The sequence below is a fragment of the Stenotrophomonas sp. Pemsol genome, from assembly GCF_003586545.1.
Taxonomy (GTDB): Bacteria; Pseudomonadota; Gammaproteobacteria; order Xanthomonadales; family Xanthomonadaceae; genus Stenotrophomonas; species Stenotrophomonas sepilia.
Genome location: NZ_CP025780.1, coordinates 3,621,594 through 3,645,664, shown reverse-complemented (window position 1 = coordinate 3,645,664; position 24,071 = coordinate 3,621,594). Strand labels below are relative to the sequence as shown.

Annotated in this window: 25 protein-coding genes; 11 read left to right on the top strand and 14 right to left on the bottom strand. The window is 67.4% G+C overall.

Annotated elements, in window-relative coordinates; genetic code table 11:
• Positions 1–82: 82 nt before the first annotated feature.
• Genes PEM_RS16855 through pdhA form a run of 4 tightly spaced genes read right to left on the bottom strand, consistent with a single transcriptional unit; the run spans position 83 to position 3,971 of the window.
• On the bottom strand, positions 83–1,477 hold the full coding sequence (locus PEM_RS16855; protein WP_111129224.1) for a dihydrolipoamide acetyltransferase family protein: 1,395 nt from the start codon (positions 1,475–1,477) through the stop codon (positions 83–85).
• Positions 1,474–1,827 (bottom strand): SH3 domain-containing protein, encoded by a 354-nt coding sequence (locus tag PEM_RS16850; RefSeq protein WP_005411349.1) that lies wholly within the window; start codon positions 1,825–1,827, stop codon positions 1,474–1,476. Before PEM_RS16850 ends, PEM_RS16855 begins: the two co-directional genes overlap by 4 nt.
• Before the next feature lies 1 nt (position 1,828).
• Complete coding sequence (locus PEM_RS16845; RefSeq protein ID WP_005419896.1) at positions 1,829–2,896, bottom strand: alpha-ketoacid dehydrogenase subunit beta; 1,068 nt, start codon at positions 2,894–2,896, stop codon at positions 1,829–1,831.
• Entirely contained in the window at positions 2,889–3,971 is a 1,083-nt protein-coding gene (gene pdhA / locus PEM_RS16840; RefSeq protein WP_065186527.1) for a pyruvate dehydrogenase (acetyl-transferring) E1 component subunit alpha, read from the bottom strand. The genes PEM_RS16845 and pdhA overlap by 8 nt, the downstream gene beginning before the upstream one ends.
• Positions 3,972–4,306: 335 nt before the next feature.
• On the opposite strand from pdhA, the gene PEM_RS16835 reads away from it, so the two are divergent.
• The 4 genes from PEM_RS16835 (at position 4,307) to PEM_RS16820 (ending at position 8,860) form a co-directional block, all read left to right on the top strand.
• Positions 4,307–5,182 (top strand): tryptophan 2,3-dioxygenase family protein, encoded by an 876-nt coding sequence (locus tag PEM_RS16835; protein WP_005419892.1) that lies wholly within the window; start codon positions 4,307–4,309, stop codon positions 5,180–5,182.
• Between the two features lie 181 nt (positions 5,183–5,363).
• Positions 5,364–6,863, top strand: coding sequence for an oligopeptide:H+ symporter (locus PEM_RS16830; RefSeq protein ID WP_005419890.1), 1,500 nt, complete (start codon positions 5,364–5,366; stop codon positions 6,861–6,863).
• 19 nt (positions 6,864–6,882) lie between these two features.
• The gene (locus PEM_RS16825) at positions 6,883–7,488 is read left to right on the top strand and encodes a thioredoxin family protein (protein WP_069138720.1); all 606 of its coding nucleotides are present in this window, start codon (positions 6,883–6,885) and stop codon (positions 7,486–7,488) included.
• 232 nt (positions 7,489–7,720) lie between these two features.
• Positions 7,721–8,860 carry a hypothetical protein gene (locus tag PEM_RS16820; RefSeq protein WP_111129226.1) on the top strand — a complete coding sequence of 380 codons (1,140 nt, stop codon included), beginning with the start codon at positions 7,721–7,723 and terminating at the stop codon, positions 8,858–8,860.
• Between the two features lie 81 nt (positions 8,861–8,941).
• On the opposite strand, the gene PEM_RS16815 is transcribed toward PEM_RS16820, so the two are convergent.
• Entirely contained in the window at positions 8,942–9,433 is a 492-nt protein-coding gene (locus tag PEM_RS16815) for a MarR family winged helix-turn-helix transcriptional regulator (RefSeq protein ID WP_005419884.1), read from the bottom strand.
• A 129-nt stretch (positions 9,434–9,562) separates the two neighbouring features.
• On the opposite strand from PEM_RS16815, the gene hppD reads away from it, so the two are divergent.
• Positions 9,563–10,675 (top strand): 4-hydroxyphenylpyruvate dioxygenase, encoded by a 1,113-nt coding sequence (hppD, locus tag PEM_RS16810; protein WP_181453257.1) that lies wholly within the window; start codon positions 9,563–9,565, stop codon positions 10,673–10,675.
• Positions 10,676–10,760: 85 nt separating this feature from the next.
• Positions 10,761–12,059: a homogentisate 1,2-dioxygenase gene (gene hmgA / locus PEM_RS16805; RefSeq protein ID WP_111129228.1), complete on the top strand. Its 1,299-nt coding sequence runs from the start codon at positions 10,761–10,763 to the stop codon at positions 12,057–12,059.
• Positions 12,060–12,143: 84 nt separating this feature from the next.
• Here the strand turns inward: hmgA and PEM_RS16800 are convergent, their stop codons facing one another.
• Entirely contained in the window at positions 12,144–12,668 is a 525-nt protein-coding gene (locus tag PEM_RS16800) for a hypothetical protein (RefSeq protein WP_111129230.1), read from the bottom strand.
• 125 nt (positions 12,669–12,793) lie between these two features.
• Between PEM_RS16800 and PEM_RS16795 the strand changes: the two genes are divergently transcribed.
• Entirely contained in the window at positions 12,794–13,450 is a 657-nt protein-coding gene (locus tag PEM_RS16795; RefSeq protein ID WP_053497705.1) for a hypothetical protein, read from the top strand.
• Positions 13,451–13,522: 72 nt separating this feature from the next.
• The gene (locus PEM_RS16790; protein ID WP_065178872.1) at positions 13,523–14,488 is read left to right on the top strand and encodes a sodium:calcium antiporter; all 966 of its coding nucleotides are present in this window, start codon (positions 13,523–13,525) and stop codon (positions 14,486–14,488) included.
• An 87-nt stretch (positions 14,489–14,575) separates the two neighbouring features.
• On the opposite strand, the gene PEM_RS16785 is transcribed toward PEM_RS16790, so the two are convergent.
• The 8 genes from PEM_RS16785 to PEM_RS16750 all read right to left on the bottom strand — a co-directional run bounded on the left by PEM_RS16785 (position 14,576) and on the right by PEM_RS16750 (position 22,378).
• Complete coding sequence (locus PEM_RS16785) at positions 14,576–14,965, bottom strand: Na+/H+ antiporter subunit G (RefSeq protein WP_005419868.1); 390 nt, start codon at positions 14,963–14,965, stop codon at positions 14,576–14,578.
• The gene (locus tag PEM_RS16780) at positions 14,962–15,246 is read right to left on the bottom strand and encodes a K+/H+ antiporter subunit F (RefSeq protein WP_005411334.1); all 285 of its coding nucleotides are present in this window, start codon (positions 15,244–15,246) and stop codon (positions 14,962–14,964) included. The genes PEM_RS16785 and PEM_RS16780 overlap by 4 nt, the downstream gene beginning before the upstream one ends.
• Positions 15,243–15,749, bottom strand: coding sequence for a Na+/H+ antiporter subunit E (locus PEM_RS16775; protein ID WP_005419867.1), 507 nt, complete (start codon positions 15,747–15,749; stop codon positions 15,243–15,245). The genes PEM_RS16780 and PEM_RS16775 overlap by 4 nt, the downstream gene beginning before the upstream one ends.
• Positions 15,746–17,281 carry a monovalent cation/H+ antiporter subunit D gene (locus PEM_RS16770; RefSeq protein ID WP_095378393.1) on the bottom strand — a complete coding sequence of 512 codons (1,536 nt, stop codon included), beginning with the start codon at positions 17,279–17,281 and terminating at the stop codon, positions 15,746–15,748. Before PEM_RS16770 ends, PEM_RS16775 begins: the two co-directional genes overlap by 4 nt.
• Complete coding sequence (locus PEM_RS16765; RefSeq protein ID WP_005419863.1) at positions 17,278–17,670, bottom strand: Na+/H+ antiporter subunit C; 393 nt, start codon at positions 17,668–17,670, stop codon at positions 17,278–17,280. Before PEM_RS16765 ends, PEM_RS16770 begins: the two co-directional genes overlap by 4 nt.
• Entirely contained in the window at positions 17,670–20,498 is a 2,829-nt protein-coding gene (locus tag PEM_RS16760) for a monovalent cation/H+ antiporter subunit A (protein WP_119706128.1), read from the bottom strand. The genes PEM_RS16765 and PEM_RS16760 overlap by 1 nt, the downstream gene beginning before the upstream one ends.
• Before the next feature lie 332 nt (positions 20,499–20,830).
• On the bottom strand, positions 20,831–21,316 hold the full coding sequence (locus PEM_RS16755) for an Mpo1-like protein (protein ID WP_069138712.1): 486 nt from the start codon (positions 21,314–21,316) through the stop codon (positions 20,831–20,833).
• A gap of 135 nt (positions 21,317–21,451) precedes the next feature.
• Complete coding sequence (locus PEM_RS16750) at positions 21,452–22,378, bottom strand: phosphoribosylaminoimidazolesuccinocarboxamide synthase (RefSeq protein WP_032954595.1); 927 nt, start codon at positions 22,376–22,378, stop codon at positions 21,452–21,454.
• A 144-nt stretch (positions 22,379–22,522) separates the two neighbouring features.
• On the opposite strand from PEM_RS16750, the gene PEM_RS16745 reads away from it, so the two are divergent.
• The 3 genes from PEM_RS16745 to PEM_RS16735 are packed head-to-tail and all read left to right on the top strand — an operon-like array spanning position 22,523 to position 24,055.
• Positions 22,523–22,852 (top strand): DnaJ domain-containing protein, encoded by a 330-nt coding sequence (locus tag PEM_RS16745; protein WP_005419845.1) that lies wholly within the window; start codon positions 22,523–22,525, stop codon positions 22,850–22,852.
• 30 nt (positions 22,853–22,882) lie between these two features.
• Entirely contained in the window at positions 22,883–23,560 is a 678-nt protein-coding gene (rpe, locus tag PEM_RS16740) for a ribulose-phosphate 3-epimerase (protein ID WP_005419843.1), read from the top strand.
• A 12-nt stretch (positions 23,561–23,572) separates the two neighbouring features.
• The gene (locus tag PEM_RS16735) at positions 23,573–24,055 is read left to right on the top strand and encodes a GNAT family N-acetyltransferase (protein ID WP_111129232.1); all 483 of its coding nucleotides are present in this window, start codon (positions 23,573–23,575) and stop codon (positions 24,053–24,055) included.
• Positions 24,056–24,071: the final 16 nt, after the last annotated feature.

The window sequence follows — 24,071 nt, the reverse complement described above, 5'->3', positions numbered from 1 at the left end:
ACAAAAAAACGCCGGGCTGTGCCCGGCGTTTTTCCAGTTCATGTGCCAACCAACGGTTGGCACCTACCGGTCAGGTGGCCGATCAGCTGGCCAGCGCCAGGTCGTCCATCATCGCGCGCAGGAAGCGGGCGGCTTCACCACCCGTAGCCGCGCGGTGGTCGAAGGTGACCGACAGCGGGATTACCTTGTGCGCTTCCACGCCGCCCATCACCGGGGTCATCTGGTGGCGGGCACGGCCGGCACCGACGATGGCCACGCACGGCGGCACCACGACCGGGGTCGCGTAGCGGCCGGCGAACATGCCGAAGTTGGACAGCGAGATGGTGTAGCCGCTCAGTTCCGAGGCGGCGATCGAACGCGATTCCACCTGCTCGCGCAGGCGATTGACGCCTTCGCGGATGCCGCGTGCATCGAGCATGTCGGCATTGCGCAGGGCCGGCACGAACAGGCCGTCGTCGGTGTCCACGGCGATGCCGATGTCCACCTGGGCGTGCAGGGTGCGGGTCAGCGCTTCACCGTCGAACCAGGCGTTCATGGCCGGCACCTTCTGTGCGGCAACGACGATGGCGCGAACCAGGCGGGCGGTGACGTCGTTGCCCGGCAGCCAGGCGTGGATGTCGGCGTCGTCGTTCAGCGTGGTCGGCACGACCTTGCTGTGCGCGTCGGCCATGACGCGGGCCATGTTGCGGCGCACGCCCTTCAGCGGTTCCGGCTGGCCCTTGGCGACCACGCCCGGCGGCTGGGTGCGCATCGGCTTGCCGGCGGCGGACAGCGGAGTGCGGGCTTCGCTCTGCACCGGGGCAGGTACCTGCCCCGGGGCCGGCGCGGCATACGCGGCGACAACCGGTGCCGGGGCGGCGCCGAGTTTGGCGGTGCCGTTGGCGGCGGCCTGCTTGACGTCGGCCATGGTCACCGCGCCATCGGTGCCGGTAGCGGCCACGCGGCTCAGGTCCACGCCCAGCTTGCGCGCCATCGCACGCACGGCCGGCACGGCCTTGACGCCACCGACGGCCAGCGCCTGCTCGGCGTGCACGGCATTGGAGCTCTGCATCGCGCCGACCACGGTACCGGCGTCATCGCGCTCGGCTGCGGCGGGCTTGGCGTCCTCGGCGGCAACCGGAGCGGCCGCAGCCGGCAGCGGCGGCGGGGTCGGTGCGGCAGCCGGCGCCGCCGGTGCGGTGTGACCATGGCTGTGGCCGGTGTCCTGGCCATCGGCGCGCTGCGGCAGGTTCGGGTCCAGTTCGAAGCTGGCCAGCACCGAACCGGTCGGGATGATGTCGCCGGCAGCGCCGGACAGCTTCAGCACCTTGCCGGAGAACGGCGAGGGCACTTCCACCACGGCCTTGGCGGTCTCCATCGACACCAGCGGCTCGTCCAGCTTGATCACATCGCCTTCCTTGACGAACCACTCGACGATGGTCGCGTCCGGCAGGCCTTCGCCCAGGTCGGGCAGGTTGAAGTTCTTGGTCTGGCTCATTTGCAGTTCTCTTCCAGCAGTTCCAGTTCGCGGGCCGGCAGCCAACCCGTCGCGCCATTGGCGCGCTCGGACCACCACCACCCGCCGTGTTCGTGATGAAGCTTCACCATCTCGCCGCTTTCCACATCCAGCTCGCGGGCGTCGTAGTCGCACAGGGCTTCGGCGCGACCCTCGTCCAGCAGCTGCAACCAGGCGATGGGCGCCCATCCAGCGCGCCCATCGTTGGTGCGTACCCAGGCAAACGCCGGCCATTCCTCGTCACGTACACCTACTTCGACGATCTGGCCGGTGTGGAACCGGAGCGGGTTGGGATACTGGCTGCGGTAAGCCCCCAGAAGGCGGGCCCGCATGTCAGCCGGCCGCCACCGCGCGCTTGGCCGCCGCCACGATCCGCTCAACGCTCGGCAGGTACTTCATTTCCAGGCGGAACAGCGGAATGTGGGTGTCGTAGCCAGTGACGCGCTCGACCGGGGCCAGCAGGTCGTAGATCGATTCCTCGGCCAGGCGCGCGGCGATCTCGGCGCCGAAGCCCGCGGTCTTCGGGGCCTCCTGCACGATCACGCAGCGGCCGGTCTTGGCCACCGATTCGGCGATGGTGGCGAAGTCCAGCGGGCGCAGCGTGGCCACGTCGATGACTTCGGCACTGATGCCTTCCCCGGCCAGCTTGTCGGCCGCTTCCAGGGCTTCCTTCACCTGCGCGCCCCAGGTCACCAGGGTCACGTCGGTGCCGTCGCGCAGCACGAAGCAGACGTCCAGCGGCAAGGCTTCGCCGTCGTTGACGACCACTTCCTTGTACTGGCGGTAGATGCGCTTGGGCTCCATGTAGATCACCGGATCCGGCTCGCGGATCGCGGCCAGCAGGAGGCCGTAGGCACGCTGCGGCGACGACGGCAGCACCACGCGCAGGCCCGGCACGTTGGTGAAGATCGCCTCGTTGGCTTCGCTGTGGTGTTCCGGCGCGCGGATGCCACCGCCCCACGGCACGCGCAGCACCATCGGGCAGTGCAGGCGGCCACGCGTGCGGTAACGCAGGCGTGCGGCGTGGCAGACGATGTGGTCGACCATCGGGTACATGAAGCCATCGAACTGGGCTTCGGCCACCGGCTTCATGCCTTGTGCGGCCAGGCCGATGGTCAGGCCGGCGATGGTGGTTTCGTCCAGCGGGGTGTCGAGGATGCGGTCCGAGCCGAAGCGCTGCTGCAGGCCGGCAGTGGCGCGGAACACGCCGCCGTTGACGCCCACGTCCTCGCCCAGCACCAGCACCGACGGATCGTGTTCCAGCTCCCAGGCCAGCGCCTGGGTGATGGCTTCGATGAGGGTGATCGGGGTGGTGGTCATGCTGTCATCTCCGCGCGCGACTGCAGCGCTGTCGGCGGCGTTGGTGTGCGCGCCGGGCGCGCCGTTCTTGATCTCATCCATGGCGCTTCTCCAGGGCGATCGCCTGGGCACGCTGGGCCAGCAGGTCCGGCGGCGGATCGGCATACAGGAAGTCGAACATCGCCTCGACCGGCTGCACCGGCGTGTTGAGGTACAGGTTCACTTCCTCGTCCACGCGCGCGCCGCACTCGGCGGTCCAGGCGGCTTCTTCTTCCTCGCTCCACACCCCGGCGTTGATCAGGTACTTGCGCAGGCGCAGCATCGGCTCGCGCTGCCAGGCATCCTTCACTTCGGCATCGTCGCGGTAGCGGCGCGCGTCATCAGCGGTGGTGTGGTCGGACAGGCGGTAGGTCATCAGTTCCAGCACGGTGCCACCGTCGCCGGCCAGCGCACGTTCGCGCGCCTGTTCCATTGCCGCCAGGACCGCGATCAGGTCGTTGCCGTCCACCTGCAGGCAGTGCAGGCCGCCCGCCAGGCCCTTCTGCGCCAGCGTTTCGGCACCGGTCTGGGCCGAACGCGGCACCGAGATGGCCCAGCCGTTGTTGACGATGCACAGGATCAGCGGCAGCTTGTAGGCGCCGGCCGAGTTCAGTGCCGCGTAGAAGTCGGTCTTGGAGCTGCCACCGTCGCCGCACACGGCCACGGCGATCTGCGGTTCCTTGTTGAGCTTGAACTTCAGCGCGGCACCTGCCGCATGCAGGCACTGGGTGGAAATCGGCACGCAGAACGGGAAGTCCCTGGCCGCGTTGCCGCCGTAATCGTTGCCGCGTTCGTCGCCGCCCCAGTACATCAGCACGTCGTGCGGGCGCACGCCACGCATGAACATCGCGCCATACTCGCGGTACGAAGGCGCGAACACGTCGTCCTTCTGCATCGCCGCGCCGATACCCACGTGCGCGGCTTCATGGCCCAGGCAGGCGGCATACGTGCCGAGCTTGCCGGTGCGCTGCAGCGCGATGGATTTGCTGTCGAACGTGCGTACGAACAGCATCTGCTTGAACAGCGGTACCAGGACCTTGGGGTCGCGCAGCGACACTGGCAGGTCGTCACGGACGAGCGTGCCGTCCGTGTCCAGGTACTGCAGGTATTCGATCTTGAATTCAGCGGCAACCGTCATTGCGTACTGCACCTTCGACAGAGAAGTTACAAATGATATGAATCGCCATGTTAAGGAACGCGTACGGAATAGCCTTCCTGCGCCGCAACACGGAGATTCCCCGTTTTACCCCTGCCGGCGGGTGGGGGGCCAATAACAACAACGTATTCAGTCGTTGCTGCAAAGCATCAGAATACGCCTCTGGCTGACTGCCGGTACAACGGCGCGGACGGTTCCACGCGCAGGCCGGTGGTCGGCCGATGCTCCACGGCCAGCCGCACGCCCCGGTATGGACCGGGCGGCTGCCAGCGCGGCGGCAACGCGCTACCCTTGCCGCCCCCGATCTGGTCCCGCCCATGTCCGTCGACAACAACCAACGCGATCTCGAAGCCGGCATCCACACCGACCTGCAGGGACGCCTGACCTACGGCGGCTACCTGCGGCTGGACCAGCTGCTCAGCGCGCAGCAGCCGCTGTCCAGCCCGCCGCACCATGACGAGATGCTCTTCATCATCCAGCACCAGACCTCGGAGCTGTGGCTGAAGCTGCTGGGCCATGAGCTGCGTGCCGCAATCGGCTTCCTGCAGCGCGATGAAGTCTGGCAGTGCCGCAAGGTGCTGGCGCGCAGCAAGCAGGTGCTGCGCCAGCTGACCGAGCAATGGTCGGTGCTGGAAACGCTGACCCCGTCCGAGTACATGGGCTTCCGCGACGTGCTGGGCCCGTCGTCGGGCTTCCAGTCGCTGCAGTACCGCTACATCGAGTTCCTGCTGGGCAACAAGAACGCGCAGATGCTGCAGGTGTTCGAGCATGACCCGGCCGGGCAGGCGCAGCTGCGCACCGTGCTGGAAGCGCCCAGCCTGTACGAGGAATTCCTGAAGTACCTGGCCCGCTTCGGCCATGCCGTGCCGGCGGTCTACGAGGCCCACGACTGGACCCAGCCACACGTGGCCGACGACGCATTGCAGCCGGTCTTCGAGCGCATCTACCAGGACACCGACCGCTACTGGCGCGAGTATGCGCTGTGCGAGGACCTGGTGGACCTGGAGACGGCTTTCCAGCTGTGGCGATTCCGACACATGCGCACCGTGATGCGGGTGATCGGCTTCAAGCGTGGCACCGGCGGTTCGTCCGGCGTGGGCTTCCTGGCCAAGGCGCTGGAACTGACCTTCTTCCCCGAGCTGTTCCAGGTGCGCACCAGCCTGCAGGCCGCGCCCCCGGCAGCGCTGGGCTGATCCCCATTCAGCTTGGTTCCCGGCCTGCGGCTGGATCGTTTCAGATGCAAGTTCAGGGAGCAGGCTGCCACCTGCCTCAAACGGCGTGTATTTGACGTGAACGCCAGAAGTCGGTGATCCTCGCGCGTTGCTCCAACTGCACAGCGGACGTGCTCGTCATCCACCGAACCAGGAAATCCGCATGAGCGTAAACGCCACTGCGAACACCCCAGAGCCGGCACTGCCGGACTTCAAGACCACGCTGGGCCACCCGCGCCCGTTGTGGATGCTGTTCATGACCGAGTTCTGGGAACGCTTTGCGTTCTACGGCATCCGCTGGGCGTTGGTGCTCTACATCGTTGCCCAGTTCTACAACGGCAGCGCTGCCGGTGAAGGCGACGCCAGCCGCATCTATGGCGCCTACCTGGCCCTGGTGTACGCCGCGGCCATCTTCGGCGGCTACGTGGCCGACCGGGTACTGGGCTACCAGCGCTCGATCCTGACCGGCGCGATCATCATGGCCGCCGGCCTGTTCATGATCTCGCTTCCGCAGGAGCACATCTTCAAGCTCGGCCTGGCCACGATCATCGTCGGCAACGGTCTGTTCAAGCCCAACATCTCGACCATGGTCGGCAAGCTGTACGGCCTGAAGGACGAGCGCCGCGATTCGGGCTTCACCATCTTCTACATGGGCATCAACATCGGCGCGATGATCGCCCCGGTGCTGACCGAGTACCTGGCCCGCAAGGTGTTCGGTACCGATGCGATGCCGTCCTACAAGGTCGTGTTCATCGCCTCGGGCGTGGGCATGCTGATCTCGCTGGTGTGGTTCTACATCGGTCGTGCCGGCCTGAAGGGCATCGGCGCACCGCCGGCCGGCGCGGAAGGTTTCGGCCGCATCATCATGGTGCTGGCCGGTGCCGTGGTCGCCATCCCGGTCGCGTACTTCCTGCTGGCCACCGGCGCCACCGCGCTGGCCTGGATCCTGGGCGCGATGTTCACCGCGCTGGCCGTACTGCTGCTGGTCGAGGGCATCCGCGAAGGCAAGGTGCAGCGCGACCGCGTGATCGCCATGCTGATCATCTTCGCCTTCAACGTGATGTTCTGGATGTTCTTCGAACAGGCCGGCAGCTCGTTCACCTTCCTGGCCGAGAACATCGTCAACCGCCAGTTCGGCAGCTGGACCTTCCCGACCGCGTGGTTCCAGTCGGTCAACTCGGTGGCGATCATCACCCTGGCCCCGGTCATCGCCTGGATCTGGGTGGCGATGGGCCGCGCCAATCCGTCCATCCCGCGCAAGTTCGGCCTGGGCCTGCTGTTCAACGGCGCCGCCTTCGCGCTGCTGATGTTCGCCCTGTCGCAGATGGTGGTGGACGGCAAGATCCCGTTCTGGACCCTGTTCATGGTCTACGTCATCCAGTCGGTGGGTGAGCTGTGCCTGTCGCCTATCGGCCTGTCGATGGTGACCAAGCTGGCCCCGGTGCGCCTGGTCGGCTTCGGCATGGGCGGCTGGTTCCTGTCCACCGGCATCGGCAACAACCTGTCGGGCATCTTCGCTGGTGTGGTCAGTGGTGAAGGCGGCATGACGGTCGAGTCGGCCCTGAAGGGGTATACCTTCGGGTTCTGGGCCCTGATCGGCTCCGGCGTGGTGCTGTTCCTGATCGCCCCGCTGATCAACAAGCTGATGCACGGCGTCAAGTAATGAAGCGAGGGTAGAAGGCATGCGCAGCAAGCTCGGTGGTGCAATGGTGGTGGTCTGTGCGGCGCTGATCGGCGCCTGTTCCCAACCGCAACCGCCTGCCACCGCCGAGCCCACGCAGCCCCTGGATACCCGGCCCACCGAGCCACCGGTCGCTGACCCCAGCGAACCGGTGGCCTCGGGCAACACCCCGGTGGCGGCGGACATTGCCGCCATCGCCGGGCTCGGCGCGCAGTTCGACCCGGCCCGCGACCCCGCCGATGACCTGGCCACCGCCAAGGTGGAAGCCCAGCGCGGCAAGAAGCGCATCCTGCTCGAGATCGGCAACGCCGCCTGCGATCGCTGCCGGGCGCTGGACGAAATGGTCGAGGGCAACGGCGACCTGCGCCGCTTCCGCGACGCCCACTACGTGTGGGTGAAGGTCAACGCCAGCGACGAACAACCCAACACCGCCTTCTTCGCCCAGTTCCCGGTGATGGAGCGCGACTACCCGCACCTGCTGGTACTGGACGCCGATGGCAGCCTGCTGGTCTCGCAGGCCACCGGCGAACTGCGCAGGGGCGAAGCCTTCCAGCCTGCGCGGGTGAGCGCGTTCCTCAAGCAGTGGGCACCTGATAAACCGGAGTAGGGTAGTGCCGGCCGCTGGCCGGCAGCTGTGGTGGGGGTCGACCGCTGGCCGCCTACCCCGGTGGGTGCCGACCGTTGGTCGGCACTGACATCGGGGCGCATCCACGCCTTGCGCGGATCTACTGCGCGCCCCGTCACACTCTCTGAATCCGTGTCTCAACTTCACCGTGAGCACGCCGTTACCGGCAAGGACTTCAGTCGACGCCCCGTCGACGCAACCTACCGGAACGCCCATGCACAGCGACCACGCCGAACGATTGCCCGAACCTGCCAGCCACCTGGCCGAGGGTGGGGCAGGCGAAGGCGTGACCCTGCCGGCGCAGGAAACCCTGTTGGACGACGCCGGCACCGGCGAGGAAACCGTCGAACTGGCACCACCACGCCACCGCCTGCCGCAGATCGCGCTGCCCGACAACGTGGTGCTGAAGGGCGCGGTGCAGAATCTGGTCGAGCAGAAGGCGCGGCTTGATGCGCTGGCGGCCGAGGGCCAGCTGGCCGGGCTGCTGCCGCCGGAATGGCAGGGCCATGGCGCGCGCGCGATCGAGCTGTCCACCTTCATCCAGGGCGTGCTGCCGTTCCTGCAGACCGGGGAGCGTGGCGAAACTGCGCCTGCCCGCCTGCCGGTGCGGCACGTGCTGGGGGATGACAGCCGATGGGGCCTGGAGGATGTCGCCGAGCCGAAGTCGTTGGCGTGGTACCTGGCCAGTGATGAGCGCGCCACTGCGGGCAGCAAGGACGTGGCGGAGGCGTACCTGGTGGGTGCGCTGGGCCTGGCGTGGATGCAGGAAGGGCGCAGCCGCCCGGGCTTCCTGCGTGCGATGGGCCAGGACAGTCTGGCGGCGCGGGTGACCATGCTGGGTTATCCGCCCGCCAACGAACTGGCGCTGTACAACGTCAGCGCGCATGGACAGCCGCAGATCTGGTGCGTGCATGGCCGCCGCCGCATGCGCCCGCTGGTGGCGCCGTGGCTGAGCGTGCCGCTGCTGACCGCTTACGGCGTGCCGGCCCCGGTGGCGTGGCCGTCCAGCTTCCCAACGGTGGAGGCCGTGGCCGAACTGCTGGCGACCGTCCGCCCGGGGCGCGCGCTGCCGGAAGTGGATCTGGGCAAGGTAGTGGCGAAGATCGCCGAGGATGCCGCGTCCGACGCCTGGCAACCGGTCAGCCTGCTGCAGCTCAATACATGGTCACCGCGCTGGCATTTCTTCCTGGGCACCTTCGTCGGCCTGCCGTCGCTGCTGCTGGTGGCTGCGGCGCTGGCGCTGCCCGGGGCCGTCGAAGCCGCCACGGTTGCCGCCTCGCTGGGCTTCGCCGGCGGCGCCATCGCAGCACTGGCCGTGCCGTGGATCCACGCACGGCGCAAGCACCTGAGCTGAAAAAAGGGGACGGAGGGGATTAAGTCGTTTCAGGCACACCTGTGCTCATTACGACTTAATCCCCTCCGTCCCCTTTTTCTTTCAGACCCCTTCGCCCATCCGCTCCAGGCCTTCGCCGGCCAGGCGCAGGATCAGCTTTTCCAGCACCTGCTCTTCCTCCTCGCTCAGCACCGACATCAGCTTGCGGGTGATCTCGATCACCATCGGCGCGATGGTCTCGTACACCTCGAAACCGGCGGCCGACAGCGCCAGTACCGAGCGGCGGCGGTCGTCGCCATGCGTCTCGCGCTTGATGAAGCCGCGCTCCAGCAGGCGGGCCACGGCGCGGCTGACCGCCACCTTGTCCATCGCCGTGCGGTCGGAGACCTCGCTGGCCGAGGAGCCCGGGTACAGCGCCAGGATGGTGATCACCCGCCACTCGGGGATCGCCAGACCGTAACGATCGCCGTACAGCTTGGCGATGTTGCCGCTGACCCGGTTTGACAGCACGCTCAGCCGATACGGCAGGAACTGTTCCAGGTCGAGCAGGACGTGCGAGGCACGCAGGCGGGTCGAGGCGGGATCGGGGCTCATGTTGCGGTGCACCTTGCTGGTGGTTTCAAGTGTAACTATAAGGGGTAGGTCCAGACCCTGCATTCTCGCCGGGTCCCTACCTGCCCGCACCTGGTTTGTACCGATGCGGTACCGATTCGGAGCCACGCCATGAATACCGCAGTCCCGACCGCCTCGCACCCCAACCCCGGCATGCAGGTCACCACCTTCGAGAACCCGATGGGCATCGACGGTTTCGAGTTCGTCGAATTCGCCGCCCCGGCCGGCCGCGGCCAGGAGCTGCACGAGTACTTCCGGAAGATGGGCTTCAGCGCGGTGCTCAAGCACAAGCAGCGTCCGATTACCGTCTATCGCCAGGGCGACGTCAACTTCCTGGTCAATGAAGACCCCGATTCGTTCGCCGCCGACTTCGCCGAAAAGCACGGTCCGTGCGCCTGCGGCTTCGCCATCCGCTTCAAGAAGCCGGGCCAGGAGGTCTACCAGGCCGCGCTGGGCAACGGCGCCGAAGCCATCGCCTTCAAGCCGGACAGCAAGGCGGTCAGCGCGCCGGTCATCAAGGGCATCGGCGACTGCATGCTGTACCTGGTCGACCGCTACGGCGCGGCCGGCAGCGTCTACGACGGCGACTACGAGCCGATCGCCGGTGCCGACCTGCACCCGGTGGGCTTCGGCCTGACCTTCATCGACCACCTGACCCACAACCTGTACTTCGGCAACATGCAGCAGTGGTCGGACTACTACGAGCGCCTGTTCAACTTCCGCGAGATCCGCTACTTCGACATCAAGGGCCTCAAGACCGGCCTGGTGTCCAAGGCGATGACCGCGCCGGACGGCATCGTGCGCATCCCGCTGAACGAATCGTCCGACCCGAAGAGCCAGATCAACGAGTACCTGGACGCGTACAAGGGCGAGGGCATCCAGCATATCGCCTGCTTCACCGAGAACATCTATGAGACCGTTGAAGCGATGCGCGCGCAGGGCGTGGACTTCCTCGACACGCCGGAGACCTACTTCGACGTGATCGACCAGCGCGTGCCGAACCACGGTGAAGACGTACCGCGCCTGGCCAAGAACAAGATCCTGATCGATGCCGATCCGGAAACCCACCAGCGCAAGCTGCTGCAGATCTTCACCCAGAACTGCATCGGCCCGATCTTCTTCGAGATCATCCAGCGCAAGGGCAACGAGGGCTTCGGCGAAGGCAACTTCACCGCGCTGTTCGAGAGCATCGAGCGCGACCAGATCCGCCGCGGCGTGCTGTAAGGTCTGCAGGCAATGTCGGCTTCCGGTTGACATTGCCTGTCCGAATGGTAGTGCCGGCCGCTGGCCGGCCATCTCTGGAGTTCCCATGTCCCCCGCCATCATCGCCCGCGGCTACCAGTCCGGCTTCGGCAACGAATTCGCCACCGAGGCCGTCGCCGGCGCGCTGCCGGTCGGGCAGAACTCGCCGCAGAAGGTGGCCCACGGCCTGTACGCCGAACAGTTGACCGGCACCGCCTTCACCGCGCCGCGTGGCAGCAATCGCCGCAGCTGGCTATACCGGATCCGCCCGGCGGTGACCCATGGCGAGTTCACTCCGTTCGCGCAGTCGCAGCTGCAGTGTGATTTCGGCGCACAGCCGCCTTCACCGAACCAGCTGCGCTGGAGCCCGCTGCCGCTGCCGGAGCTGCCGACCGACTTTGTCGAAGGCCTGTACACGATGGGTGGCAACGGCTCGCCCGACGCGCATGCCGGCGTGGGCATCCACCTTTACGCTGCCAACCGCGACATGGTCGGCCGCTACTTCTACGACGCCGACGGTGAACTGCTGATCGTGCCGCAGCTGGGCGCACTGCGCCTGCTGACCGAGCTGGGCGTGATCGAGATCGAGCCGCAGCAGATCGCAGTGATTCCGCGCGGCGTGCGCTTCCGCGTCGAGCTGCCGGACGGCCCCAGTCGCGGCTACATCTGCGAGAACTACGGTGCGCTGCTGAAGCTGCCCGACCTGGGCCCGATCGGTTCCAACGGACTGGCCAATCCGCGCGACTTCGAGACCCCGCACGCAGCGTTCGAGGACATCGACGGTGACTTCGAGCTGATCGCCAAGTTCGAGGGCCGCCTGTGGCGTGCGCCGATCGACCATTCGCCGCTGGACGTGGTGGCCTGGCACGGCAATTACGCGCCGTACCGCTACGACCTGCGCCGCTTCAACACCCTCGGTTCGATCAGCTACGACCATCCGGACCCGTCGATCTTCCTGGTGCTGCATTCGCCCAGCGACACGCCGGGGACCAGCAACATGGACTTCGCGATCTTCCCGCCGCGCTGGCTGGTGGCGCAGAACACCTTCCGCCCGCCGTGGTTCCACCGCAACATCGCCAGCGAGTTCATGGGCCTGGTGCATGGCGCCTACGATGCCAAGGCCGAAGGCTTCGTGCCGGGTGGCGCGTCGCTGCACAACTGCATGAGCGGCCACGGCCCGGACGCGCCGACCTTCGACAAGGCGTCCAATGCCGATCTGTCCAAGGCGGACGTGATCAAGGACACGATGGCCTTCATGTTCGAGACCCGCGCGGTGATCCGCCCGACCGCACAGGCACTGGCCGCCGGCCACCGCCAGGGCGACTACCAGCAGTGCTGGAACGGCCTGCGCAACAACTTCCGCTGACCCGAAAAAGGGGACGGAGGGGATTAAGCCGCAATCAGCACACGTGTGCTTGAAACGACTTAATCCCCTCCGTCCCCTTTTTCTTCAGGCCACCTCGGCGAACGCGTCGCAGTGCTCCAACGGCAGCGCTTCCAGCAGGCGTTGGCGTACACGCTGGCAATAGCCTTCCGAAGTCAGCCCGGGCAGCATCTGCATCGCCGAGTGCAGCACCTGCAGCACTTCACTTTCGGCGCGTGCCTGCTGCAGGTCGCGGAACAGCGCCGCCGCCTGCGGGTGGCGCTGCATTTCCAGGATGCCCAGCACATAGATGCGCGCAGCCACCAGCGAGCGGCGGCGCTCGCCCGCTGTGGCCGCCGCTGTGGCAGGTGTTGCCGGTGGCGGCGGTGGCGGGGCTGCGGCACCGGTGCCGGTGCCGGTGCCGGTGCTCAGGTAGCCGGCCTGCACCAGCTGGATGACCATCGCGGGCGCATCCTGGCCGAGCAGACCGGTCAGTTCGGTGATGCTGCGTTGGCCGTCGCACAGGATCAGCAACCGGCGCTGGCGCATGTCCAGCGGCGCGCGATGGGCCTGCAGCGCGGTTCGGGCGAGTTCGGTCTTGCGCGGTTGCATGGAAGGGACAGCCAGGTCGGTGCATGCCGAGCCTGAACGAGGGCGATGAAACCGCGATGACAATGCAGCGCCTGCACGCGCGCTGCGCTAGCGTGCAGCTACCTTCGTGCCAGGGAACCGCACCGATGAAGCACCTCCCGATTGCTGGTCTGTTGCTCCTTTCGCTCGCCGCCTGCAGTGGCGGCCCCGACAAGCAGGGGGCGGCCGGCAGCGGTAGCGACACTCCGGCGGAAACCGCCTCGGCGACCGGGCCGGCCCAGTCGACCGATCCCGACCTGGCGGCCCGCCCGGCGAACGACCTCCGCAAGGACAGTCCGGCCCGCCTGGACGGCTTCGCGGGTGCGAAGCTGGGCACCGGCATCGCCGAAGTCCGCAGTGGTTTTGGCACGCCACTGCAGGGGCTGGGCACCGATGCCGCCGGCAAGCCGCTGCCCGCCGACGACGGCAACGACGGCTGCTACTTCCTTCGCCCGCAGGATGCCGAGGACCCGCGGCTGATGATCGAAGGCCGCAAGCTGGTGCGCTACGACGTGCGCAGCGCCGCCATCACCGCACCGGGCGGCGGCAAGGTCGGCATGACCCTGGGCGAGCTGCAGGTGCTGTATCCCGAGCGCGCAGACGTCGGTCCCGACAAGTACGACGAGAAGGCCCAGCACCTGCGCGTGCGGCCGGCGCAGGAGGGCGGGGCAGTGATCGACTTCGCGCTCGGTGCCGATGGCCGGGTGGGGGCCTGGCGGGTCGGGCAGACCCCGCAGGTCGACTATGCGGAAGGCTGTGGCTGATCCTTGATCCATCGCCCAGCCATGCGCTCGGGCCAAGCGTAGAATCGCGCCACCACTGCTGGGGAGTGCTCGATGATCGCCATTGCCATTGCCTGGTTCCTGCTCGGCCTGCTGCTGCTGGCACTGGGCGGGGACTCCATCGTCAAGGCCGTCTCTGGCCTGGCCCAGCGCTTCGGGGCCAGCCCGTTCACTGCTGGGCTGCTGCTGCTCGGCGTGACCACCTCGTTGCCGGAACTGGCGGTCAACGCACGTGCGCTGGCGGTCGGCCAACCGGAGCTGGCACTGGGCAATGCAGTGGGCAGCAGCATCGTCAATCTGGGCTTGACCCTGGCGGTGGCCGCCGTCGCCGCCCCCCTGCTGCTGCGCGCGCGCCTGCAGGCGGTGCTGTGGTGGTCGCTGCTGGCGGCCGCCGTGCTGCTGATCCTGTTCGGCCTGGATGGTCACCTGGTGCGCTGGGAAGGCGGCGTGCTGGTGGCGGGCTTCATCGTCGTGCAGGTGCTGCTGCTGCGCCGCGGCCGCGTCGAGAGCGCCGAGGTGCAGGCAGCCATCGCCGAATCCGCGCTGAGCCGCACCAGCCTGCCGTTGAACGTGCTGCGCGTGTTGATCGCCGCACTGACCCTGTACTGGGGCGCGCGCCTGGTGGTGGGGGCTGCCGCCGACTTCGGTGCCGCACTGGGCTGGACGCCGTTGCTGGTCGGCCTGTTGCCGGTGGCGATCGGCACCGCACTGCCCGAGGTGGCCACCGCCATTGCCGCCTCGCGTCGCGGGCATGGCGACATGGTGCTCGGCCACGTGCTGGGTTCCAGCGTGGTCAACCTGCTGCTGGTGATCGGCGCGATGGCGATGTTGCAGCCGTTGGCCTTGCCGGCCTCGTTCGTGCGCCTGGAACTGCCTGCGCTGTTGGCGTTCGCGCTGGTGCTGTACCCGATGCTGCGCGGCGACCTGAAGATCAGTCGTGGCGAAGGCGGGATCCTGCTGGTCGCGTTCGTAGGCTGGTTCGTGCTGGAGCTGCTGCTGGTCGGCGCACCGGCGTTGTAGATCCACGCCATGCGTGGATGCAGTCGATTTCGTGCCGACCAACGGTCGGCACCCACGGGGCGTCACCCTGCCGGCCAGCGGCCGGCACTACCGGTTCTGCGTGGTTTCTTCTTCCCGCACCGGTTCCGGCGGCGGCAGCTGCTCCTCGGCGGCCGGCTCGTTGCCCGGCAGGCTGGGGCGGGTTTCCATCAGCAGCGACAACGCCGCCTTGGCCATCATGTGCGCGCTGATCGGTGCGGTGATGAACAGGAACACGGTGATCAGCAGCTCGCGTGGCTGCGGGTCCTGGCCGAGGAAGATGTGGTAGCACACCGAGCACACCAGCACGCAGCCCACGCCCAGCGTGCTGGCCTTGGTCGGTGCGTGCAGGCGCTTGAAGAAGGTGGACAGCTTCACCAGGCCCAGTGCGCCGACCAGGATGAAGAAGCAGCCGAACAGCAGCAGGATCGACAGGACGATCTGGATCGCGGTGATCATTCGACGATGTCCCGGCGCAGCACGAACTTGCTCAGCACCACGGTGCTGCCGAAGCCGAGCATGGCGATGATCAGCGCCGCCTCGAAGTAGATCGGCGAGTTGAGGTACATGCCGAACAGCATCAGCTCAGCGATCGCGGTCACCGACAGCGTGTCCAGCGCGAGGATGCGGTCGGGCACGGTCGGCCCGCGCAACAGCCGCCAGGTGGCCAGCAGCATCGCCAGGCCGACCACGTGCATGCACACCACCAGGGTGGTCTGGATGACTTCAAAACCGGTCATGGGAAGATCTCCATCAACGGCGCCTCGTAACGGCGCTTGATCGTATCGATCAGGTCCTGCGGGTCCTCCAGGTGCAGCACGTGCACCAGCAGGTACTTGCGGTCGTCGCTGAGCGCGGCCGAGACCGTGCCCGGGGTCAGCGTGATCATGCTGGTCAGCGCAGCGATGCCATGGATGTTGGCAATGTCCAGCGGCAGCCAGATGAAACCGGGGTGGATGTTCTTCTCCGGCCCCAGTACCTGCAGGGCGACACGGATGTTGGACATCAGGATGTCCCACAGGGTCACGCACAGCAGTTTCGGCAACGGGCGCAGGGTGCCGATGCGGGCGAACTCGCGGTCCAGGCGTGCGGCGAACAGCGGCACCACCACGCCCAGCAGCAGGCCCAGCACGATCTGGCCAAGGGTGAAGCTGTCGGACATCAGCAGCCAGAACGCCACCACCATGATGCTCAGCATCGGCGACGGAATCAGGCGACGGAACAGGGAGCGCTGGGCGGTCATGGCTGGCGGATCTCCGGTGCAGTCGCACGCAGCTGCTGCACGTACTCGCTGGGGTGCAGCAGCTGCGCGGCGGTGGCGTCGGTGTAGCGCATCAGCGGTGCTGCGGCCAGGGTCATGCCGATGCCGTAGGCCAGCAGGATGCAGGCCGCGTACAGCTCGACCCGGCGCAGCCGCGCCTTGCGCGGTACCGGCGCTTCCGGATCGACCGGTGGCACGCGCCAGAACAGGCGGATGCCCCCCCGGGTCAGGCCCATGATCACCAGCAGGCTGCTGACCAGAACGGCGGTCCAGACCGGGCCGGTGTACTGCGCCGGCATGCCGGCCAGCAGCGCAGCCTTGGCCAGGAAGCCGGACAGCGGCGGCAGGCCGGCCACCGACACCGCGCCGATCAGGAACAACACGGCGGGCGTCTCCTTGCCTGGCATCGGCGCGACCACTTCCTTGCGGTCGCTGGCGCCACCGCGACGGCGGCGGATCAGGTCGGCAACCAGGAACAGCGCGGCAGCGACGAAGCTGCTGTGTGGCAGGTAGTACAGGCCAGCCGAGAGCACCTGTGGCGTGCCCACCGAGAAGGCGATGAACAGCGTAGCCGCCGACACGATCACCAGGTAGGAGATCAGTACGCGCAGGCGGGTCGCGGCCAGCGCGCCGAGGCCGCCCAGCACCAGCGTCGCGACGCCGGCCCACAGCAACCAGTCGCGGCCATAGCCGGCCATCGCGCCGGCATCGTCGCCGAACCACAGCATCTGGATGCGCAGCACCGAGTACAGGCCGACCTTGGTCATGATCGCGAACAGTGCGGCCACGGCGGCCGGCGCGCGCGAATAGGCTTCCGGCAGCCACAGGTACAGCGGCATCAACGCGGCCTTGGCGCAGAACACCAGCAGCAACAGGCCCATCGTCGCCTTCACCAGGGTCAGCTGTGCCGGCGGTACCTCGGCGATGCGCTGCGACAGCTCGGCCATGTTCAATGAGCCCAGCGAGGCATACAGCAGGCCCAGCGCGACCAGGAACAGGGTCGAGGCGGTGACGTTGAACACCACGTAGTGCAGGCCGATGCGCATGCGGAGGCCGCGGCCACCACTGAGCAGCAGGCCGTAGGAGGCGATCAGCATCACTTCGAAGAACACGAACAGGTTGAAGATGTCGCCAGTCAGGAACGCACCGTTGAGACCGACCAGCTGGAACTGGAACAGCGCATGGAAGTGCGGCGCGCGGCGGTCCCAGCCCGAGCAGGCGTGCAGCAGGCAGGGAATGGCCAGCAGCAGGGTGGTCAGCAGCATCCACGCCGACAGCCGGTCGGCCACCAGCGCGATGCCCAGCCGCGACGGCCAGTCGCCAAGCAGGTAGACGTTGATTTCACCACTGGCCGTGGTGGCAAACAGCAACCCGACCGCCAGCGCCAGCGCCGACAGCGCGGTCCAGGCCACCGCCCGCTGCACCCTGGGGCCATAGCGGCGGTGTTCGACGAACAGCGACAGCGCCGCACCCAGCAGCGGAATCAGGATCGGCAGGATCACCAGGTGGTTCATGCGCGGTCCTCGCCCTGGCGCGGCGGCACGCGCTCATCCTGCAGGTCGTCATCCGGCTCGTGGGCATCCACGTGGTCGCTGTGGTTGTCGCTGCGGCTGCGCATGGCCAGCACAATGCTCACCGCGGTCATCGCAAAGGCGATCACGATCGCGGTCAGCACCAGCGCCTGTGGCAGCGGGTCGGTGTAGTTGCCCAGGTGGCTGTCCACGCCTTCCTGCAGCACCGGCGCCTTGCCCAGCACCACGCGGCCGCCGGCGAAGATCAGCAGGTTGGTGGCGTAGGACAGGAAGGTCATGCCGAGGATCACATCGAAGCTGCGCGCACGCAGCAGCAGGTAGATGCCGATGGCGGTCAGCACGCCGATCGCGGTAGCCAGGGCCAGTTCCATCAGTGCATCTCCCCGGTGCGTGCCGAGCGGCGTTGCAGGTCGATCTCACCCTTGCGGGCGGTGCGGGTTCGCGACGGCTTGATCGTGCCCATCATCGACAGCATCAGCATGGCGCCGCCGAACACCACCAGATAGACGCCGATGTCGAAGCCGATTGCGCTGGCCAGCGGTACGTCGCCGATCAGCGGCAGGTGCAGGTCGAGATGGCCGCTGGTCAGGAACGGCACGCCGAACAGCATCGAGGCGCTGCCGCTGAGCAGGGCGATCAGCAGGCCCATGCCGATGCAGCGGATGTAGTCGAAGCCGAAGCGCGACTCCACCGATGCAGTGCCTTGGATCACGTACTGGATCAGCAGCGGCACTGCCAACACCAGGCCGGCGATGAAGCCGCCACCCGGTGCGTTGTGCCCGCGCAGGAACAGGAAAATCGACACGGTCAGGGTCAGCGGGAACATGATCTGCGCCAGGTCGGCCGGCACCGGCAGCTTGATCGGCGGGCCGGGCATGATCTGCTCCGGTGCCATCCGCGTACGCCGCAGCAGCGCATGCACCACCAGCGCGGCGATGCCGAACACGGTGATCTCGCCGAAGGTATCGAAGCCGCGGAAGTCGACCAGGATCACGTTGACCACGTTCTGGCCGTAGGCCTCGGGCAACGCGCGGGCGAGCAGCTCGCCGGCCATGGTGTTCGGCGGCAGGGTCATCGCCGAATAGGCCAGCGCGCCAAGCCCGGCACCGGCGATGATCGCGATCACCGCATCGCGGCGCTTGCGCCAGCGCGGCCGCTCCGGGCCGGACTGCGCAGGCAGGTAGTTCATGCCCAGCAGCATCAGCACCAGCGTCACCATCTCCACCAGCAGCTGGGTGAGGGCCAGGTCGGGCGCGGACAGGAACACGAAGGTCAGCGCCACCATCAGGCCGACGCCGCCGACCAGCAGCACCGCCAGCAGGCGCTGCTTGTAGATGCGCAGGGTGGCGACCGCGCAGGCCATCATCACCAGCCACAGGGCCCAGCCCAGCAGCGGAATCGGCTGCGGCGCGGTCCAGTTCGGCGAGGCTGGGTTGGCCACGAACGGCGCAGCGGCAACCACGATCGCCACCAGCACCAGGCCCAGCAGCATGCGCTGCAGGCTGCCATTGGCGATGCCATTGGTCAGGCGCATCGCCAGCGCGGACACGGCGTCCAGCTGGGCGTGGAACACATTGCGGCCCGTGCTGACATTGGTCACGGCATGCAGGTTGATCAGCCTGCGCAGGCCGAAGTACAGCGCCACGCCACCGACCACGCCGATCGCGCTCATCGCCAGCGGCAGGTTGAAGCCGTGCCACACCGCCAGGCTGTATTCGGGCATGGCGGTGCCGAGGATCGAGGCCGCAGCGGCGTGCAGCACCGGCGCGACGGTCAGTGCGGGTGCCACGCCCACCGCCACACAGATCACCACCAGCAGCTCCACCGGCACCTTCATCCAGCGCGGCGGCTCGTGGGGCACGCGGTCCAGGTCGTGCGGGCCAGCGCCGAAGAAGGTGTCGTGCACGAAGCGCAGGCTGTACGCCACGCCGAACACGCCTGCCAGCAACGCCGCGATCGACACCGCCGTGCGCATGATGCCCGGGCCGCCGGCCGTAATCGCTTCGGCGAACAGCATTTCCTTGGACAGGAAGCCGTTGAGCAGCGGGATCCCGGCCATCGCCAGCGAGGCGATGATCGCCAGCGCGCTGGTGAACGGCATCAGCCTGCGCAGCCCCCCCAGCTTGCGCATGTCGCGGGTACCGGTTTCGTGATCGATGATGCCGGCGGCCATGAACAGCGAGGCCTTGAAGGTGGCGTGGTTGAGGATGTGGAACACGCCGGCGACCACCGCCATCGGCGTGGACAGGCCGAACAGCAGGGTGATCAGGCCCAGGTGGGAAATGGTCGAGTACGCCAGCAGGCCTTTCAGGTCGTGCTGGAAGATCGCGTTCCAGGCACCGATCAGCAGGGTCAGCGCGCCGATGCCGCTGACCGTATAGAAGAACAGGTCGCTGCCGGCCAGCGCCGGATGCAGCCGCGCCAGCAGGAACACGCCGGCCTTCACCATGGTGGCCGAGTGCAGGTAGGCCGAGACCGGGGTCGGCGCTGCCATCGCGTGCGGCAGCCAGAAGTGGAACGGGAACTGCGCGCTCTTGGTGAAGATGCCGGCCAGCACCAGGAACAGGGCGTACGGGTACAGCGTGCTGGCGCGGATCTGCTCGCCGGCGGCCAGCACCACATCCAGGTCGAAGCTGCCGACGATGCGGCCGATCAGCAGCACGCCACCGAGCAGGGCCAGGCCGCCGCCGCCGGTGATCACCAACGCCATGCGCGCGCCTTCGCGTGCGTCCTGGCGGTGCGACCAGAAGCCGATCAGCAGGAACGAGCTGATGCTGGTCATCTCCCAGAAGATCATCAGCAACAGCAGGTTGCCCGACAGCACCATCCCCAGCATGGCGCCCATGAACAGCAGCAGGTAGCAGTAGAAGCGGTGCGCGTTGTCCTGCTGGCTCAGGTAGTAGCGCGCATACAGCACCACCAGGGCGCCGATGCCGAGCACCAGCCCGGCGAACATCCAGGCCAGCCCGTCCAGGCGCAGGGTGAAGTCCAGCCCGATCTGTGGAAGCCAGGGGACCAGGGTGCGGACCACCCGGCCATCGAGTACCGCCGGGGTCAGCCAGCCGAGGATGGCCAGCCCGCCCAACGGCGCCAGTGCCGCCAGCCAGGCAGCAGTCGAGCGCGAACTACGGGGGAAGGCCGCAACAGCCGCTGCCATCAGGAACGGCAGGGCCAGCAGCAGGGGCAGGCTGGGGAGCATGCAGGGAATCCATGATTCACGAGCAGGTCAGGGAGAATAACAGGCTGCGAAATGTCGCCGAAACCCATCGAACAGCGATCAATTGCATGTAACGTTCGCTGATTCATTTTTTCTGCGGCGCAACATCACGTTCCTGCGGTCCCTCCCGGGTTGCTCTCGGGGGACACCCTACGCCCACGCAGGGAGACCGCAGGCCCTGTCGCACAGGGGCTGCCGTCAACGGACGGGAAGCGGGGAGCGAGTCACCGGCGCAGGCTGGCAGGGCCACCGTGGAGTGTGGGTGATGGAATTCGCCCGTTCAGGAAACGACGGCCGCTGTCGGCCGCCCGCGATCAGTAGCGCCAGTCGAGCTTGCGATAGAACTTCGCCATCACCCAGGCCGGGCCGATCAGCAGGTAGGTCAGGTCGGTCAGGAAGCTGGGCTTGCGACCCTCGAACGTATGGCCGATGAACTGCGCGATCCAGGCCGCCACGAACACGCCCACCGCCAGCCAGCGCAGCGCATGCAGGCCGATCTCGGCCTCCAGCAGGCGGCACAGGCAGCCAAATACGAAGAACTGGACGAGCATGCCGATGCCCAGGGGGCGCGACAGCTTGTTGTAGAAGCACCAGGCGCTGAACATCGCGAACGCCGACCAGATGCCGTACTGGAACCAGGTGATCAGCGGCGGCAGGCACCACAGCAGGGCCACCACCGACCACAGGATCGCCGGCACCGCCACCACGTGGATGCGCTGGTTGATCACGTTGCGGTGGTCGTCGGAGTAGCTGGCGAAATAGCGGTCGATCGGCCGCGCAAGCTCGGTGGATGTCTGCATGCGGCCAGCATACTCCCGCCGGGCCCGTCAGTAGAGCCAGGCCATGCCTGGCTGCAGGTGTTCGTCGACGTTGCCGGCCAGCGGCCGGCACTACCGAACGCGCCCCCAGCCTTTCCGGCCGGGGGCGCAGGCGGGTCAGTCGACGCTGATCCCGGCCAGGCGCTGCAGCGCCTCAGCGTACTTGGCGCGGGTGCGCTCGATGATGTCGGCCGGGATGTTCGGACCCGGGGCGGTCTTGCCCCAGTCCAGCGTCTCCAGGTAATCGCGCACGAACTGCTTGTCGTAGCTCGGCGGGCTGGTGCCCACTTCGTACTCGTCGGCCGGCCAGTAACGCGAGGAATCCGGCGTCAGCATCTCGTCCATGATGTACAGCCGGCCATCGGCGTCGGTACCGAACTCGAACTTGGTGTCGGCCAGGATGATGCCGCGCTCGCGGGCGTAATCGGCGGCGAACTTGTAGATGCGCAGGGTGGCGTCGCGCACCCGCTCGGCCAGTTCCGCACCGACCTGCTTCACCATCGCGTCGAAATCGATGTTCTCGTCATGGTCGCCGACCGCGGCCTTGGTCGAGGGCGTGAAGATCGGCTCGGGCAGCTGTTCGGCCTGGCGCAGGCCATCGGGCAGGTCGATGCCGCTGACCTTGCCGGTGCGCTGGTAATCCTTCCAGCCGCTGCCGATCAGGTAGCCGCGGGCGATCGCTTCCACCGGCACCGGCTTCAGCTTGCGGGTGACCACCGCGCGCTTGGCGTACAGGGCCGGGTCCACGCCTTCGGGCAGCACGCTGGCCACGTCGATGCCGGTCAGGTGGTTGGGCATCAGGTGCGCGGTCTTGGCGAACCAGAAGTTGGAGACCTGGCAGAGCATCTCGCCCTTGCCCGGGATCGGGTCGGGCAGGACCACGTCGAACGCCGACAGGCGATCGGTGGCCACCATCAGCAGGTAGTCGCCCGGCGGGGTTCCGGCTGGCAGCCGCTCGCGCGGGATATCGAACACATCACGCACCTTGCCGCGATGGCGCAAGGGCAGGCCGGGGAGATCGGATTGCAACAGCGTGGTTGGCACGGGCACTCCTGGGGCGTTGTCGATACGGCTGCTGCCCAACGGACCCGGCGGGCCCGCTGACCAGCGGGCGGCCTAGTGTAAAGCCGTCCGGGCCCGCTGTGACGTAAAATGAGCGTCCATTTCGTCGGTCGACCCCGGAGCGCCATGCGCTGGTACGGAAAACTGCTCGGATTCATCGCCGGCGCCCTGCTGTTCCGGCCCAATCCGCTGTTCGGCGCGGTGGTCGGCCTGCTGATCGGCCATGCCTTTGATTCGGACTGGTTCCGCCTGAACAAGGAGAACCCGTACCGGGAGCTGGGGCTGACTTCCGAAGCCACCGATGCCGAGATCGAACGCGCCTACCGCAAGCTGATCTCGCAGTACCACCCCGACAAGCTTGGCGGCGCCGCCCCCGAGCTGCAGCAGCAGGCCGAGCAGAAGTCGCGGCGGATCAATGCCGCCTACGACCGCATCAAGTCCCTGCGCAAGCGCTGACCCACTTTCCCCTCGTTGCAAGGCCCGGCCATGTCCCACTGCCTCATCGCCCCCTCCATCCTGTCCGCCAACTTCGCCCGCCTCGGCGAGGAAGTCGACAACGTCCTCGCTGCCGGTGCGGACTGGGTCCACTTCGACGTGATGGACAACCACTACGTGCCGAACCTGACCATCGGCCCGATGGTCTGCCAGGCCCTGCGCAAGCACGGCGTCACCGCGCCGATCGACGTGCACCTGATGGTCGAGCCGGTGGACCGCATCATCCCGGACTTCGCCGAGGCCGGTGCCACCTACATCAGCTTCCACCCGGAGGCGAGCCGGCACGTGCACCGCACCATCCAGCTGATCCGCTCGCTGGGCTGCAAGCCGGGCATCGTGCTCAATCCGGCCACCCCGGTGGACATCCTCGACTGGGTGCTGGATGACCTGGACCTTGTGCTGCTGATGTCGGTCAACCCGGGCTTCGGCGGCCAGGCCTTCATCCCCTCGGCGCTGGACAAGCTGCGCGTGGTGCGCAAGATGATCGATGCCAGCGGCAAGGACATCCGCCTGGAGATCGACGGTGGCGTGAAGGCCGACAACATCGGTGAGATCGCTGCCGCCGGCGCCGATACCTTCGTTGCCGGATCGGCCATCTTCAACGCCAGGACCAGCTACCAGGACGTGATCGCGCAGATGCGCGCGAACGTCGCTGCGGCACGGGGCTGAGCCATGAGTACGGTGGCCGTGTTGAACATCCGCCCGGCCACCATGGCCGATGCTGGCCTGATCCTGCATTTCATCCGCGAGCTGGCCATCTACGAGAAGGCCGAGCATTCGGTGCAGACCGATGAGATCGGCATTGCCGAGAGCCTGTTCGGCGCCGACGCCACCGCCCGCGCGCTGATCTGCGAGGCCGACGGCGAGGCCATCGGCTATGCGGTGTACTTCTACAACTACTCCACCTGGCTGGGCCGCAAGGGCATCTACCTGGAAGACCTGTACGTCAGCCAGGAAAAGCGCGGTGCCGGTGCCGGCAAAGCGTTGCTGAAGTACATCGCACGCCAGGCCGTGGCCGAGGGTTGCGGTCGTTTCGAATGGTCGGTGCTGGACTGGAACACTCCGGCCATCGAGTTCTACACCGCTGCTGGCGCGAAACCGCAGGACGAGTGGACCGTGTACCGGCTGCAGGGGCAGGCGCTGCACGATTTCGCCAACGGGTGAGGCGTGTGGTGGGTGC